Genomic DNA, 15890 nt, shown 5'->3' on the forward strand with positions numbered 1-15890 from the left:
GTTGAATATTGTCCTTGAAGTCCTTAGTTAGGTCGGTCTTCTTCCGTGGTGGAGATGACATGGCCGTAAAGAATTATTGAAGCCTTGGAAATAATTTAGGCCATGGCATCGGTCCCTAAAATCCAACGATTATAGGGACCAAATAGCGAAGAAGGGTCTTTTCTCCTGCCCGACGTCAAGGCGGGTTTGTTTCGTTTTCTTTGGACAAGCAAAGAAAATGAAAGAATGATTTTAATAAAAGTTTTATTCGATTATGCCCAATAAATAGAGATAAAATCAAACAAAAAACACACCACAAATCATCTCAATCCCAATTTTTGCAGAAACACAACAATTAAACATGGTCCCTGAATTCCTCCCTGTTACTTAGAACTCCTCAAGGTTTCCTATTTCTAGTGAAAAATTTAAATGCAAGATAAAGCAGTCCGAATTTTGGCTACAGTTGGCTTTTTATTTAACAATGACTTTTCATCATAACGGGAAAGCAACCATCTGCGTTCCTTGGACCTTTGTGAACCGGTCCAGAGTTTCCATTTTTATCTTCGTAGATACACCCAACAAAATTCTGTGAAAAATTGGTAAATGTACGCCTGTCATAGCACCAAAGGCTAGGTGCGGGGAACAAGGGGAGCAAACACCAGGAACAAGACGCACTATATTTTATGTTATGCTTAGTTTGTATTACTTTTTTCTAAGTCCAATTTTTTCAAAAGGAATGGATTCAAACTTAATCTTATTTACCGCTTCATTGATGTTTTTTAGGGAATAACCATCCTCCTCCAGATTAGGAATTTCCTTGTCCATGTCCATTTCCAGATTCTGTTTAAATACAGTTGAGTCAGGCATCCGCAAAGTAGTTTGGGTACATTCAATAAAGACATTCTGAATTATAGAATTCATATTCAGATCCTCATATATTTCTAAAAGCTCGGGATATCTAGATATAAATAAAAATCGGTTCTTCTCAAAGAATTCAAGAGATTTCTTGGTGTAATTGGTCCAGTGATCTTGTGACCATGAAGTAAATGAGATGCCAGCACTGCATTGATAGAATAGATTGTTCCAAATTAGGTTATGATTACCTCCATGAATTTGTATGGCTCCGAAAAGCCCACCAGCACAATTTTTGAATATATTGGAATAAACCAAAGATCCAGATATGGCATCATCAAACCTCATACCTGCTCTACCTGTATGTGCATTAATCTTATCCTGACCAACAGGCCCAACATCGTAAATATAATTGTAACGAAAAACATTACCTCTGTAAGTCGGGTCGCCCCACATATCAATGGCACCCTGATCATCGGACTCCGTGACAACCTTGAACATTTCATTGTATTCAATGATATGATCGTTTCCATTTATTCGCATTGCACTACTTGGAATATCGTGAATTTTAGAATGCTTAACAGTAGTGCCGACTCCATCCACCCATATTCCAGGAGTGTAGGTACGATCAATTCTCGACACATCATGGAGATGACAATTGTCAATAATAAAATCTGCCCTTTCAAGAGTTTCTCTATTGCCGCCTGCCACTCTAATAGCACCCCGCCCCATATCATAAATATGGCAGGAAGAGATTGTATTCTTATGTCCATTGTTCATTTTAATGCCTTCACCAACGAATCCATTTATTTCACAATCCAGAATATTTATCTGACTGCTATTATTGATACTTATTCCATTTTCTGCGCCCATCTGAAATTGAAAGCCTTTAATTGTAATCCATTCGGCATTGTTAATTTGGAGCAGTGGTGTTTCGCAAACAGAAAGTTCCAGTGCTCCATTTGTGATATCTCCTGGAGGATAGAAATATATTTTTTTCTTATGGTAATCATATGCCCACTCTCCCGGTTCATCAATCTCTGAAATTATATTGTAGGCTGCAAAAGGTTTGTTTTTTGAAAAATTATAGTGGTTATAGGGCGGTGTAAGCCACATAATATGCTGATTGGTATCAATTTCAGAAACCTGCTCGTAAGCATCGGCCCACAAATATTTCCAGTAACCATGGAGTAATATATTTGGTTCTGCTTTCCAACCAGAAATATGTTCATCCTCATAAACAATACCTGTTTTTTCCTTACTTGCCAATGAGTCTGTTACAGTATGTGTGAACTTGGAATAGCCATTATTTGGCCACCTGGAAAGCGGCATTGGCTTTCCGTTAAAGTAAAGTTCTCTTAAAGTGTAGGGAGCTGGAGTGTTTTGGCCACCAAACCCGGATAGTCGAATCTTATTAAATTCTGATAGTCCGGTTTTTGTTAAATCAATCTCAATAATTTTACTTCCAATTTCAGGGGCTTTTTTGTACAAAAAATGATTATTGGAAAGCATACTATAATCTTTAATTGGAATAGCGCCAGAAATGATAACTTTCTCTCCTTTATTGCTTTGGTAGATTATAGGTGATTTTTTTGTGCCAGATGCATCGGCGTCCAATATTATTCCCTTGCTTAACCTATAAGTTCCTTCATGAAATATAACTCGAATAGTATCATAATGGACTTGTTTCATCATGATCTCTTTGACCAATTGTTTTGCTCGTTCAATGCTTGCAACAGGTTTTTTTTCTGTTCCCTTATATTGGTCATTACCAAAGGGAGAAATATGTATTGAAGTTTCCTGACCATAAAGATCAGTACAAAACATGAGTAAGAGTAGTAGAACTAATTGAATTGATCTGTTGATTTGCTTTGTTTTATTAAGTTTCATTGTCATCTTATGTAGGCTCTCTGTAGGTAAGCGTAACGGGTTCGTGTATTGTTGGTTGCTGTTTTAAATACCTAATTTAATAAACTTGGAATTACCATAAATAATATTTTCCAAGTTTCTCCAAAGTATCTAAAACTAGCAATGAATTTTATATGTTGTTAGCCTTTCGTTATTTTTTGTATAAAATTCAAGATTTATTTTATTTGATAAATTGTTGGCTGATCTCTATTTTTTTCAATAAAACTTCATTACCAAAATTACCTAGAGCATCAATTCTTTGTTAATTTTTGTTCGATTCATACTCGTTTACCCAACTTCCAAGCATCCCTATTATATTTTCGAGTTTTTTATATTTGATGTTATCTATTTCGTTTGCTTTTTTAAAATTATAAAACGCTGATTTATAAAGTTCAATTTCTTGTGCCCTTAGATTATTATAAATGCTCTAATTTTCTTTTGCTCTTTCATTTCTTCAGCTTTTGCTCTAGCTTTATGCATTAAAGCGGAGCCGGCATTATTGTATGCTTTAGCCATTTGTGGGCTGATGGCATTATATTTATGTAATTTAGAATTGTCCTCCACCATATCGTTTATATTGAACACTTCATTACCAAACTTTGTATGTACCTATTCCTTCCTTGATTTTTTCAAAGGGTCCTGGTAAGGGTTTTTCCAGGTTTCTTTTATTTCCCTGGAAATCAAGATCGAACAGATAGGGCATTCCATCAGGATTCTCGAATATTGCTTCGGATATAATGGTAGTACCCAGTCTTTTGGTGGTAACCGGTGTGGTAATCGAATTAAAAATAGAAGTGTCCCAATCCATTTTTAGATATACTTCATCCCCATTTTCTTCTAGTTCTATTAAAGGTTTCCAAGTCTGTGTTTCTATAAAATCCGTTTCTTTTTCAGCTGGTTTTGCATTATTATAGTAAATGTTACCGTTAGCCACATTTTCAAACTCGGCTATTCTATACCCATCCAGTCCATAAAAAGTAACCACATTTTCTTCTGTACCCAGCGTGGCAATTTCAGGTTTTACAAAAATGTTGTTAAAAAAACGATTATCGCCTAAGTTGATGTTCCTTAATCCTGCCACCATCGTCGAGTGCGGTATGTGATAAGGAGAAGAACGATCCAACACTTTGCCTATCTCGACCCTACCCATGAAAAGATTGTGAACGAACGCACCCCCCTCGGACCAGTCTCGTAACGAGGTCTCTGATAAACAAATGTTGTTGTCCATCAAACACGGTCCATGGTTCATTTCGGTAAACAAATCCTGTATAGTGTTATCGTATAATAGATTGCCTGTAATTCTAGTGCCTTGGGCCATCCAATCGACCCAGATACCTCTACCGGCATTATGGACCCTGTTGTTTTTAATGAGCATGTCAATTGCAGCGTGGATTTTTATTCCCGCCAATTCCGCACCTTCAAATGTTCTCTTCGTCCATATATCGTAAATGTGGTTGTTATAAATTTTGCTAAAAACAGCGCCTAGGCTGCCCACGATTCCAGCCTGTCCACAATCAGATATTACATTGTTCCTAACAAGGTGGGAGCCTATTTTTTCTTTCGACCATCCGATGTTCAGGGCCTTGAAAATAACCTCGTTATAGTGTGTGGCCCCGTCCTTGATCGGATTGTTCAACCAAACATTTTGCCCGGTTGCCCGATCTTTTCCTAGGGTAATACCGACCGTTTTTGAGTTGCTGATGAAATTGTCTTCGATAATCCATCCTTTACTCCAATGTGTGCCTATCAATCCGATCTGTTCAGCGGTAGGCGCTGCCCACTGTGTTGCTGCCTGGTCCATAATAAAACCACGTACAGTGATATAATCCACCCCGGTCTTCTCGGGATAAAAACAGCTTTCCCTTACATTGATCTCCACCAATTCTTTGTTAGGGTCGAATTTTTGAAAATTAGCCCATATAGTAGTATTTTGTGTATCCACTTCTGAATACCAAGTGTAGATGGAGGCCTCTTTATCCCTTGAGTCGGGATATGGTTCCGAGGTAATAACATCTTTTAAGGACGACTTTTCATACAGTGATTTGCCATTAAGAAATACTTCACCCGTATGATGTTCCATCCCTTTTTTATCCAGCCAATCCCCTGTAAGCAAATCTATATAAGGATTATAGTCCTTAAAAGTAGTATTGGGTATTTCTACTTTCCAAACGGTACCTTTTACCCTTTTCCAATTAGTAACAATCTCTGAACCTTTAATAATCACTTTCTCGCCCGGAGCGGCTCGATAAAGAATTCTGTTCAAATTATTTGAACCACCGTTCAGTGGGTTTACCCTTTCTCTATAAATTCCTTCATGTACGGTAATTGTATCGCCTGGCATAGCTATTTGTGCAGCGGCCGATATGGTCTTGAACGGTGTACTCAATAATCCATCAGACTTATCATTACCAGATATTGCAATATGGTATTCATGTGTTTGGGCCTTTGAATTAAGAGGGTTGAACAATGCAAATAGAATGATGGCCGAAATACGGATTATAGGAATGCCGTGAGTACAACGACTAACCCCTTGAATTCTGGTTCTGGAGATCTTAAATTTTTTCATTTTTTTGTTTTGAAAGATTAAGATCGTCTACTGTAAATTACAATGACAAGGACAAATTACGCCATTTTTTCATACTACAAAATTTTAGGTTACCAATTTCCTCAAGCGGTTTTCCTTTGGTTTCAAAAAGTAAAAGCGCTGACGAGAGGGTAACATGGTTTGGGATTGATATTAGACCGTTGGATGGTCCCATCGCTGGCGCGAGCGTCGCGCTCGTGCTTTTTATAGTATTCAAGACAATTTCCAACGAATGGGTAAAAACAATTGGCATTAAAACTAGTATCTGACTCTAGGGTTACCCCTAAATCGGAAGCCTTTACACAGCTGCGATTTTGCACAGCGGGCCTAACCATCAAAAAGCAGGGAGACACTGGTAAATACTCTAATGACAGTACGAGCTTGCCTCGTCGTCAGGCAGGCGTGACGCTCGCACTAGCGGGGAATTGTGCAGTATTTGAATCATGGACTTCAAGCTTTTAATTTCATTTTTGGTAGAAACTTTGGTTAAAGATTTATCGCTCGTTAAGTCAATCCCTTTTTGACTCAAAAGTTGTAGGCTTCCCTACAAGAGAGGGGAAGCCTACACGACTAGTCGTCAATCCATCAGGACATTCAATAACTATATTCAGAGGTTTCTTCCCACTCGATCCCAGTAAACCCATTATCATCAATCTCTTTAGCCAAGGCTTTACTTACACAAGTGACATCGTATAAACCTTTTACTCTAAATATTTGAATATCGGCTGGAATATTGGCATCAAGTAAGGTTAAATTTTTAACCCGATTAAACATGTCTTCATTTAACCTATCTACGCGTAGCTGCGTTAGAGTTTTATCTATAGCATCTATAACTTCTGTAGAATGGAGCAAATAATATTCTTCTAAGGTTCTGTTTTTATGGTCCAACATTTTCACGGGTATAAATAAAAGGTTGGGAATTTGTTTGTCTTCAAGGAAGGTTTTCAGTTTTGGCGATATTGGAATAACACACTCTGTATTACCGAAACTATCTAACATAAGAAAATCATTTGGGTAATCTGGATCAGCAGTAAACTGGAGATCACCTGGTGCGTCATCAGCGGTAAACACTTCTAGCCCATCAAACGATTCACCTGCCGCATCTGTTAAATTATAGGGTACATAGGCATTATCTATATCCTTGAAATTCCAAATGGTAAATCTTTCATTCATTGTTTTATTTCTCATTCAAATGTTTATTAGTATGTATCTAACGTTTACCTATGTTCAGTAATTTTTTTCAGTTCCAAAGTGTTCCATTATATCAAAAAAGTAGCCGTGAAATATTGCTCCAATAAGTGTTGTAATTCCAATGCTTACTAATAGAATTTTTGACAAAGCTATTACTTTTGGGTTTTTATTTTTTTCAGTCCCTTTATGAATAATATAAGGGATGAAAATCATTATAATCGGAAGTCTAAAATAAGGACTTAAAGCCCAAGCTTTTCCTTCAATGAGGTAAAATAGGCCGATAAGTCCGTACAAAATTATAGAAGTCAAAAATCCGTATAAAATTTCCTTAATTTCGATATGTTTGGTGTCAATCAATCTAAATGATTTAAAGATTGCTATCAATCCAATAATTATCGCTCCGAGTACAAAAGGTAAAAGCACTATTCCCATGGGTGGTTAAAATCGATGTTAGTTGATTTTCTCAACGTTCAGTCTACCTACAACAGCGTAACGCAGGGCGCTATTTAAGGTAGACATTGTTGTAGCTAGTTTTTTTATTCAATAATACTTCTCAATATTAAAATATTCTATCAATTTAAAAAGAATATAATTAAAAGCAATTGCTAATATCCCAGTAATCGCAATGCTAACGAGTAGTAAGTTTGAAATATAGTCAAATCTTAGAGTCTCAATATCTTTGGTAACTAGATGAATTACAAATGGTATAAACACAGCGAATATTGGAACTCTAAAAAATGGACTTAATTTCCAAATTTTTCCCTCAATTAAATAGCTTATTATTATAGCTCCAAAAAGTGCTAAAGAGATCATTAATCCGAATCCGATTTCAATTAACCCTATAGTTTCTAAGTTCAGTAGTCTAACTGAATTTATCATGGCAATCACAACGATTGTGAAAGCCCCAATTAGAAATGGCAAAATTACTATCCCCATAATGACTTTGTTGTTGTTAGTTTTATTTTCTTCAATAATAATTCCACCTTATTCGATAGGTTGTAGATGCAAAGATTAAATTCAATTTAGCATAAAATTCTTCTGTTTCCCAAATTATATTTCTTGTTAGCTAATCATCTCCTCCTGAAGTTGATTCTTTTGTCAAAGAATTCAGGAACGTTTAATTTGAAGATTTTCAGTAAACTTATGAGGTCAGTAGGTTTGAACGGTCTAATCATATTTTTTAACTTGCAGCTAACAATTGGATATATGTAATAATTATATCTTTCCAATTAACAAACTCTAAGCCAATAAAATTCATAACATTTTATGGCCCTGTCTACCGGTAGACGGGCTTTATAAAAATAAACAGACATTTCAGTCCTGTTTACCAGTAGGCAGGTTAGTCCAACGCATGTATTGTTTATACGGTGTTATTGTGCTTTCGCTTGCCACACTTTATCGAGTGCTTATTTTTTTTTAGAATCGTTTTTAAATACCATTAGTTTTAATGCTTTTTCGGAATCTTCCAAAATCAAAATTTTATAATCCTTCCATTCTAACGATAGTTCCTTCCCAACTTGTTTATTTAGTGACATAAACGACATGGTCTTCTGTTCATTTTCTTCTGATAACACAATATTATATGTATTGAAGGCATCTGTCTGATTTCCATTTATATCCACGGACGATTCTCCAAAATAATCTTCAAACAGAATTGTAAGGTTTCCGATAACCGCTGTCTGCCCTAAATCAATAAACATTGCTTTTCCGAAGTCTAATTTTTTAACAACTAGCTCAATCTCTTCTTTATTGATTTTTAAATCAAAGGAATAGTTTTGATATGCTTTCGGATAGTTTATTTTTTGACTACCATTGGACTCATCATAATACCAGAGAAAAGTAGAATATCTCCTATTGCCTTCAACTATATTTAACTCTAATTGAATATGAGGAGAGCGCTTATTTATTGGTTTTGATTGGATGAATAGATTAACAGGTTCTATGACTAAAGTCTCAAATTGAGTACTTGGATTTTTTCCGATTTTTAGAGGTATTATAATGGAATTGTTTATCATATTTTTTTCTGATTGAGCATATCCTGGGACTTGAATGAACACAAGTAGTAGAATTAAAAGAATATTAATTTTAAAAATTTTCATTATTAGATGCGTTTTATTGTAGTGTTCAAAATCACATTTGCTACTTATTCATAAGTGTAATTAACCGTTAAAAGAGTCTATTAAACTCAAAGGTCGATATATAATAAAGCATTCCTGCTGTACACAATAGATGAATTCCAAATCCAATATAATTTATGACTTTCACATAGGTTTTATTATGAAAACCTATGATGGAGTAAAGAGCAAATATTAAAATACAAGCTTCCAAACATATTACAACTAATTCTCTAAATTCTAAGTTATGTTGTTTTACATTAAGACTATTGATACCCCAAAAAATAAATATACCTATCACAATAACCGCATTTAAGTAGGAAATTGATAAAGTTGTTTTTTGCATTATATAACCGATGGCAATAGTTGCTAATTGACAAATAAAGATTACAATCATTGCTTTGATTAAGTTTATATCATTCATAAGTATTCATTGGTGTTTTTTTATAGTAGGTAACGGTTGTATATAGGTATTAATTATATCTCTATTTTAAAACTACTATCCCAATAGCCTTAACCTATATACTTTTTAGCGTCCTATAATACGGATTATTCCTATAAAATTTTTAATGGTTTAAAGTGAGGGAGTACTACAACCAAATGTTTGTTACTATTCTTCTAAGATACCGAATATTGGTATTGGCATTTGCTTAATCGATAAAATAATGCTTTGTTTGCTGTACGTAAGTTTTCATTGACTATAAAATGGTTGTTAATTACCGTTTTTTAAGGTACTGCCAGTTGAATGCGATTATTAAAAAGAAGTTTATCCAAGTCATTTTGATTACACATCATAATTCAGATATTTTGCCGTAATAGCTAACCAAAAACCATGAAAACAAACAATTGTATTACATCAGCATTCTTTGGTCTTTTTTTATTTTTAGGAATACTATCTGGTAATGCACTGCTGGCTCAAAGCAATGATACGGCAACCTTACCCGAGTTTACTGTAGATGTATCCAAAACCATGGGTGGTTTCAAGCCCTTGAACGGGGTTAATGGCGGTCCGAGAATTAGATTGGGAAATGCATTTGACAATAGTGAATATTTCAAAACCTTCGGCCCTCCACATGTACGCCTGCATGATACACGGTATTCCGATGAAGAAACGGTTGATATCCATACCATCTTTCCAAACTTTGATGCCGATGAAAATGACCCGGCAAACTATCATTTTCAAAAAACGGACCTTTATATAAAGTCGATCTTGGACCTGGGCGCAAAAGTAATATTTAGATTGGGAGAAAGTATAGAGCACGGGGAACCAAAATTTTACATCCATCCACCGGCAGATTTTGAAAAATGGGCGCGCATTTGTTCCCGGATAGTGCAACATTATAATATGGGCTGGGCCGAAGGGTTTCATTGGGATATTCAATATTGGGAAATTTGGAATGAGCCGGACATCGCAGATTGCTGGTCAGGAACTCAAGAACAGTATCTTCAATTATATGAAATAACGGCCAAGACCTTAAAAAAATTGGATGCCAACCTAAAAGTTGGAGGTCCTACAATCGCCTTTAATATGGACAGTGAGCTTGGCGAGGCTTTCCTTAAACATTGTAAAAACACCAATTCCCCTTTAGACTTTGTTTCCTATCACATCTATAGTAAAAGTACGGACGACTTCATGAAAAGAATTGAAATATCCAACGCCACCATAAGAAAACATGGGTTTAAAGATGTGGAAATCAGTCTATCCGAATGGAATTACATACCATACTGGCCCGATGGAAAAAACAGAGAGGCATCAAGGGATGTATTTGCCCAAACCACCGGCGCCCCTGGCTCAGCCTTTACCGTCTCAGTTTTATCTTATATGCAGGATACAGAACTGGATATGGCGCAATACTATTCCGCTTTTGGAACCATTTTTCGTATTGGGCTTTTTGATGAATCAGGAATACCCAAAAAAGCAATTCATGCCTTGGAAGCCTATCATAAAATGGTACAATTGGGCACGCGGGTTTCTACTTTAGGAAATAATCAGGAAACGGGTGTTTCTATTATTGCATCTACCGATTTGGGTGAGGGAAAAACAGCCGTTTTGTTAAGCAATTTTGATGATGATGTCTCTCGTTATAAACTGCAGATCAAAAATGTTCCTTTTAAAAACGAACTGAAGTGTAGCGAATATGTATTGGACGATACTCACAATTTGGACTTGGACCGCGAACAAATATTGAGCAGCAAAGATTTCAGCCTCATAGTGGACTTGCCCAAATCCACGGTTAGATTACTTCTTTTTGAAGCTCTGTAAACCATCAAAATTATGAAACACCTTTATCCCCATACTACTGCGGCTTACGGATAGCCGAATAGGAGGGAAGGGGTACGGGCTTATACTGTAGTTATATTTAGGTGCTATGTATTAAGCTTGTCTTTTGTGGAAGGAGGTTGAAGAATACTTTATTCTAAATAAGGTGGGTTCTATCGATTTTAATAGTTTCTGAATTGTTATGGGTAATGTTGTCCGGTCGAGCCTGCCTGCGTTAGGGACCGCGGCGGCATCCCCGCAGCACCGCAAGGGATATAGCCAAGGGCCCGCCCGAGGTAGGAGGGAACGCCCAAAGAATAGGCCAGGTATTTTGCTTTAGGTCTTTGTTATGGTCTGTCCACTATATAAATTACAAACTCATTAATGCTGCCGGAAAGTAATTAATTAAATCCAGGGTATGTACTTCCTTTATGCCGCATAGATTTAGTCGAATACAAAATCATTGAACTGAAAATATATCATTGGATTTGATTGAAATATTGTTTCTTTTTTGTTTGAGTAATTATTAATATCTCTATTCTCCTTTATTATTTCCGTTAGATAATGCCCATAGTTGTCAATGCCCTCGAATTTACTAATTTCAGTCTGCTGTAATTCAAACGAATTGGATCCATATAAAGTAAAAAACGGGATGTTTTGTAATTGCTCTGGAATTTTAGGAATAACTACTTCGTTTGTTTTTTCACTGTCGAATAAGATTCTCCATTCATAAATATCTTTTTCCTGGTCCTCTTGTAATGAAATTCTACCTATTGAATGCCCTTCACCGGTTTTATTGAGTATCACCTTATTATTTTGGATTATAGGATTTAATGTCCAATTTGGTATCGTATATTCCTCCAAAGGAAGTCCCAGTCCTTCTGTGTGGAAATTTTCCATTGAAAGGCGATGACGATATTGGTAAAACGAATCGTTATAGCTATAAATTATGGGTAATGTAAAATTAGTGGTTCCTTGCCCCCATAGGGTATGGTAAATATTTTTTTGGACATCGTTTTCATTTTCGTAACCATAAATTGTAAGATGGGTTTTTATTTCGGGTTGTTGTTGAAAGTTGGAAAAGGAAATGCTTCCCGAAGTTGAATTGGCGTTAACAAAATTATTTGCCTCCAACTGAAAATCTTCGGATAAAGGTCTATCAATAAATAGGTAGTGATAATTCGTGAAACTTTGATCTAATAAATAGCTTAAGTAAATTTTATTCGTAGTTAAATCATTCGTTGTTTCAGGAATTAATGTTTGAAATAGCCATTCTTGATCTGTGCTATTTAAGCTTGTTCTGTAATCAATACCAGATCCCATGGGTTGAATGTTGTCCCCAAAACCAATAGCAGGCACTAATTTATTTTCAAAGACGCGAAAGCGTTCTGGGACCTTTAGATTAATTTCGTTGAGATTATCCTTCGTTAAATTCTGAAAAGTTGTGGCATATGAAAAACTGTTTTCATTCCCGGGATTGAAAGTCATAAAAGTAATCATGAATTCTTGGGTCAAATCAAAATCCTCAGGGGCATATATCTTTATTTGTCTGGTGGAAGCAGTGATAGGTTCTGTTGTTGATTCTAAATAATTTCCGTCCATATCAGAAGCGAAAACATAAACGTTTTCGAAAAATGAATTGAGAAACCCCTCTGGAATATTAATATCCAAAAGATATTCCCTATTAAAAATGACTATATTTTTTTCTATTGTAGTTTCGTTACCCGCTTTATCATATGCAATTATTTTTAAGATGGCGTTAGAATCTAATTTTTTCAGACTAGAGGTTGATGTATAGGATGATAAGTCAATACTTAAATCGAAGGGTGATGATGTATCTTCTGCAACTTTTTCATTGTTAATATAGACTTCAACCTTACTAATGCCACTTATATCCGTGGCCTCAATCTTAATGTTTATTTTCCCTGACACGCGAATGGGGTCGTTGGAAGAAACTTCAATATCTTCTATGGAAAAACTAAGGGTAGGAGCTGTAGTGTCCACCGTTTCTTTCGATGTTTCTTCTGTATCCGTTGTACATGAAAAACAAACAAAAAATATCAAAAAAAGATATTGAAGACTGGTTCTTTGCATGAATAAGGTTTTAATTTTTTAATCATAAAATTAACGAACTTTATTCTTCAATATTGCTTTATGAAATTGGCAAATTATGAATGGCATAGTAATAATTAGAAATCCATATATCCGTGTTTGTTTGTACTAATGATGGAACTGGTTTTCTTTGAATGGACAGATCGTAAACCATATTGTGGAGGTTTTAAGGAAGATATTTTTAGAATGTTGTATTTACTTTGTAAGTGGTTAGTTGTTAAGGTCTGTCCACTATATAATTCAGTTCGGTTACTCCACAATTAAATTGGTGGGTTGTTAATAGTTTTAGTTTTGTTTTGTCTTTGATACCCTTAAACAACGGAATGCCCTGTCCAAGAATAATAGGGTTGACAAATAGCCAGTAGCCGTCTATTAAGTTCTGTTGCATAAGTGAATGTGTTGCTGTTGGACTTCCAAAAAGCAAGATGTCCTCACCTCCGCCTTGGCCGGATTGTTTTAATTTATTTATGTTGTCCGAAAGCTTGTTGCTGATTATTCTTGTGTTGGTGAGATCTGCGCCTTTCATTGTTCTGGACATAACAACTTTGTGGGAATTGGCATACCACTTGGAATGTTCTTTGTCGTGCTTGGTAGCTCTTGGTTTGTCTGCTGCGGTAGGCCAGTAATTTTCCATCATCTCATAGGTTACCCGGCCATATAGTGCAGTGTCGCCCTTGCTTATCCGCTTCCCTACATGGTCAAAAATTTCTTCATCAAGTTTTATCCAGTCCATTTCTCCCTTTGGTCCTGCTACAAAACCATCCAGCGATATGTGCGCAAATGATATTATTCTTCTCATAATAGGTGTGTTTTTATTCTTTTTCTTCAAACCATTTCACAATAGCGGGCATATTTCTCTCGAAGCCACCGGGTATAAAAAAGTTAAGAAGTCCAGCTTTTTCGTTGGTCCTGTTGGCAAAGTCGTGGATGGTTTTCGCTGGTATTCTTAAAAAAGTGCCTTTTTCAACATTGATCCATTTGTCGCCGACCAACACTGCTACCGTTCCTAGCAGGCCATAAAATACTTCGTCATTGTCTTCGTGTTGGTGAGCACCAGGTCCGTCCGAATTTGGTTCTAACCACCATTCCGAAATACTATATTTATTGGCAGTTTCATTTTCATCTGCCTTGAATATTGCCGTCATTGTTCCACAATTATAAGTTCTCCCTTCGCCTGAATTGAGAATTATTGTGTCGGTTTCTTTGGCCTTATGTTTCATTGTTTTGTCATTGTGGTTGTTTAGTGAATGTTTTTTTGCTTGAAGGTAACGACGGTAATAGCAACAAGTTACTATATATTTAACAAATTATAAGTCAATTGGCGTTTTCCATCCACCATGCACATGACGAAATTTTACCACGCTATTTACCGCTTACCTTTCTTGAGTTGTGCAACTCAAAATTGAATAACCCATTATGGCTGCTGTTCTCCAATCCTTTAGTTTCATTTTTGCGCAAGTATTGAAAACAACCATTTGATTAATTTTAAAAAAAGCAGAAGAAGAGGGTGAAATATTATAATCAAGAATATCATGGCAGACTCATTAGAACCTGGAAGCTGCTTTACCTGAATTATAATTTGAATTAAAATGCCGGTAAAAACGAGATAAAGCAAAGAATAACCCAAAATTGATAAAAAATAACCCCATCCCGTATCAATAAACAAAATAAGTATAGAGCTGAAGATGAGATAGCAACCAAAAACAAGACCTCCAATGTTCCACAAACTTTCAGCTTGGTCTTTGCCAAAAATAAAAAGCGACAAAACGGTTAAGAGAAAAAATCCAATTGTCAGGTATAGTGGGGTAGAAAGGTATGAGAACATCTATATCTTAAATTTTATTTTAATCAAATAAGTGGGCAGGCTTAATAACAATAGAATTAGCCAATGTTGCGTATTGCGTGTTTTCCAATTTCCGTCAATGTTCTATAATCTCAACCCGCTAATTTATTCAATACTGACTTATTGATTTGATATATATTTGGTAACATTAAAAAAGGTATCTACCCAATAATCCTGTTCGTTTTCTTTAAGATAAATTAATAGTTCCTGTAATGCTTCATTGGATACGTTTAGGTAACCACCTCCAACACTATGAAACATAAATGTGGCAATAGTCCCATTACTTCTTGCTTCTTTTACATAATCGATTAGTTCTTTGCCGGTATGACTGTCTACACACCAACTTGGCATAAAATTAATGTCGATATTTTCCATGGTTTTCGGTATTGGGCCATCACTTCTTGCTGCCGAAAATAGTTTCTTCACTATATCCACGTAGGTGGAATCGCCCTGTACTTTAAAATTTGAGCAGGTATAACCATATGTTCTGTTCGTTTTTCCATCTACAGCTTTTAAGAGTGTATTGGCAGTATATAATTCCATTCGCATTTGCTCTCTAGTGTAATTGTTTAAGTCATATTCTGGTGTAACCCAATCGAATAATCTGCCATCACATGGATGAAATAAAGAATGATTGCCAAGTTCATGGCCATTTTCAACGATCTTTTTCCATTCAGAGGTGCGATTATGTAAAGACTCCTTATTCCCTGGACAATAAAAAGTTGCTTTCATATTATAGGAATCAAGCAGGGGTATGGCATTATCCAGATGTGAATCTTGACCATCATCAAAAGTTAAACAGACCGCGGCTTTTTTATTTTCAGGCCATTTGAAGTTCTTATTTATAGCTTGAGAATATGAAAATTGGGCGGTCATTATTATAACCATTGCATAGATGAATATTCTTTTCATAATTATATTTTTATTACTCAATATATAAACCTTATAACCCAAAATGGCTTTGGATATCCGGGTATAGCAACAAGTTACTATATATTTAACAAACTATAAGCCAACAACCGTTTAATTTAAGCCATGCACATTGTT

At 35.7% G+C, this 15890-nt stretch carries 14 protein-coding genes; 1 reads left to right on the forward strand and 13 read right to left on the reverse strand.

Annotated features, from left to right (window positions below):
• Window positions 1-681: 681 nt before the first annotated feature.
• The 8 genes from KO529_RS21980 to KO529_RS22015 all read right to left on the reverse strand — a co-directional run bounded on the left by KO529_RS21980 (window position 682) and on the right by KO529_RS22015 (window position 9052).
• Complete coding sequence (locus tag KO529_RS21980; protein ID WP_215950011.1) at window positions 682-2658, reverse strand: right-handed parallel beta-helix repeat-containing protein; 1977 nt, start codon at window positions 2656-2658, stop codon at window positions 682-684.
• A 489-nt stretch (window positions 2659-3147) separates the two neighbouring features.
• Window positions 3148-3306, reverse strand: a complete 159-nt coding sequence (locus KO529_RS21985) for a hypothetical protein (RefSeq protein WP_215950012.1) — start codon at window positions 3304-3306, stop codon at window positions 3148-3150.
• A 22-nt stretch (window positions 3307-3328) separates the two neighbouring features.
• A complete protein-coding gene (locus tag KO529_RS21990; protein WP_215950013.1) occupies window positions 3329-5305 on the reverse strand; it encodes a right-handed parallel beta-helix repeat-containing protein in 1977 nt (658 codons plus the stop codon).
• Between the two features lie 612 nt (window positions 5306-5917).
• Entirely contained in the window at window positions 5918-6511 is a 594-nt protein-coding gene (locus tag KO529_RS21995; RefSeq protein ID WP_215950014.1) for an imm11 family protein, read from the reverse strand.
• A gap of 39 nt (window positions 6512-6550) precedes the next feature.
• Window positions 6551-6946: a hypothetical protein gene (locus tag KO529_RS22000; RefSeq protein WP_215950015.1), complete on the reverse strand. Its 396-nt coding sequence runs from the start codon at window positions 6944-6946 to the stop codon at window positions 6551-6553.
• Between the two features lie 108 nt (window positions 6947-7054).
• Entirely contained in the window at window positions 7055-7450 is a 396-nt protein-coding gene (locus KO529_RS22005; protein ID WP_215950016.1) for a hypothetical protein, read from the reverse strand.
• A 470-nt stretch (window positions 7451-7920) separates the two neighbouring features.
• The gene (locus KO529_RS22010; protein ID WP_215950017.1) at window positions 7921-8613 is read right to left on the reverse strand and encodes a hypothetical protein; all 693 of its coding nucleotides are present in this window, start codon (window positions 8611-8613) and stop codon (window positions 7921-7923) included.
• A gap of 67 nt (window positions 8614-8680) precedes the next feature.
• Window positions 8681-9052 (reverse strand): hypothetical protein, encoded by a 372-nt coding sequence (locus KO529_RS22015; protein WP_215950018.1) that lies wholly within the window; start codon window positions 9050-9052, stop codon window positions 8681-8683.
• A 408-nt stretch (window positions 9053-9460) separates the two neighbouring features.
• Here KO529_RS22015 and KO529_RS22020 point away from each other — a divergent pair, with 408 nt between their 5' ends.
• Window positions 9461-10891: a GH39 family glycosyl hydrolase gene (locus KO529_RS22020; protein WP_215950019.1), complete on the forward strand. Its 1431-nt coding sequence runs from the start codon at window positions 9461-9463 to the stop codon at window positions 10889-10891.
• A 441-nt stretch (window positions 10892-11332) separates the two neighbouring features.
• Here KO529_RS22020 and KO529_RS22025 read toward each other — a convergent pair whose 3' ends face one another.
• The 5 genes from KO529_RS22025 to KO529_RS22045 all read right to left on the reverse strand — a co-directional run bounded on the left by KO529_RS22025 (window position 11333) and on the right by KO529_RS22045 (window position 15755).
• A complete protein-coding gene (locus KO529_RS22025) occupies window positions 11333-12982 on the reverse strand; it encodes an Ig-like domain-containing protein (protein ID WP_215950020.1) in 1650 nt (549 codons plus the stop codon).
• 235 nt (window positions 12983-13217) lie between these two features.
• Window positions 13218-13799 (reverse strand): dihydrofolate reductase family protein, encoded by a 582-nt coding sequence (locus KO529_RS22030; protein ID WP_215950021.1) that lies wholly within the window; start codon window positions 13797-13799, stop codon window positions 13218-13220.
• Between the two features lie 13 nt (window positions 13800-13812).
• Window positions 13813-14145: a cupin domain-containing protein gene (locus KO529_RS22035; protein ID WP_215950022.1), complete on the reverse strand. Its 333-nt coding sequence runs from the start codon at window positions 14143-14145 to the stop codon at window positions 13813-13815.
• Between the two features lie 299 nt (window positions 14146-14444).
• Window positions 14445-14825 (reverse strand): hypothetical protein, encoded by a 381-nt coding sequence (locus KO529_RS22040; protein WP_215950023.1) that lies wholly within the window; start codon window positions 14823-14825, stop codon window positions 14445-14447.
• 138 nt (window positions 14826-14963) lie between these two features.
• The gene (locus KO529_RS22045; protein ID WP_215950024.1) at window positions 14964-15755 is read right to left on the reverse strand and encodes a polysaccharide deacetylase family protein; all 792 of its coding nucleotides are present in this window, start codon (window positions 15753-15755) and stop codon (window positions 14964-14966) included.
• Between the last annotated feature and the right edge of the window lie 135 nt (window positions 15756-15890).

The sequence above is a fragment of the Arenibacter algicola genome (assembly GCF_018860365.1).
GTDB lineage: Bacteria > Bacteroidota > Bacteroidia > Flavobacteriales > Flavobacteriaceae > Arenibacter > Arenibacter algicola_B.

Excerpts from the sequence above, each read along its gene's own strand:
- KO529_RS22015 (WP_215950018.1), bottom strand. The coding sequence starts at position 9,052 with ATGAATGATATAAACTTAATCAAAGCAATGATTGTAATCTTTATTTGT.
- KO529_RS22045 (WP_215950024.1), bottom strand. The coding sequence starts at position 15,755 with ATGAAAAGAATATTCATCTATGCAATGGTTATAATAATGACCGCCCAA.
- KO529_RS21995 (WP_215950014.1), bottom strand. The coding sequence starts at position 6,511 with ATGAGAAATAAAACAATGAATGAAAGATTTACCATTTGGAATTTCAAG.
- KO529_RS22040 (WP_215950023.1), bottom strand. The coding sequence starts at position 14,825 with ATGTTCTCATACCTTTCTACCCCACTATACCTGACAATTGGATTTTTT.
- KO529_RS22020 (WP_215950019.1), top strand. The coding sequence starts at position 9,461 with ATGAAAACAAACAATTGTATTACATCAGCATTCTTTGGTCTTTTTTTA.
- KO529_RS21985 (WP_215950012.1), bottom strand. The coding sequence starts at position 3,306 with ATGGTGGAGGACAATTCTAAATTACATAAATATAATGCCATCAGCCCA.
- KO529_RS22000 (WP_215950015.1), bottom strand. The coding sequence starts at position 6,946 with ATGGGAATAGTGCTTTTACCTTTTGTACTCGGAGCGATAATTATTGGA.
- KO529_RS22010 (WP_215950017.1), bottom strand. The coding sequence starts at position 8,613 with ATGAAAATTTTTAAAATTAATATTCTTTTAATTCTACTACTTGTGTTC.
- KO529_RS22035 (WP_215950022.1), bottom strand. The coding sequence starts at position 14,145 with ATGACGGCAATATTCAAGGCAGATGAAAATGAAACTGCCAATAAATAT.
- KO529_RS22030 (WP_215950021.1), bottom strand. The coding sequence starts at position 13,799 with ATGAGAAGAATAATATCATTTGCGCACATATCGCTGGATGGTTTTGTA.
- KO529_RS21980 (WP_215950011.1), bottom strand. The coding sequence starts at position 2,658 with ATGTTTTGTACTGATCTTTATGGTCAGGAAACTTCAATACATATTTCT.
- KO529_RS22005 (WP_215950016.1), bottom strand. The coding sequence starts at position 7,450 with ATGGGGATAGTAATTTTGCCATTTCTAATTGGGGCTTTCACAATCGTT.
- KO529_RS21990 (WP_215950013.1), bottom strand. The coding sequence starts at position 5,305 with ATGAAAAAATTTAAGATCTCCAGAACCAGAATTCAAGGGGTTAGTCGT.
- KO529_RS22025 (WP_215950020.1), bottom strand. The coding sequence starts at position 12,982 with ATGCAAAGAACCAGTCTTCAATATCTTTTTTTGATATTTTTTGTTTGT.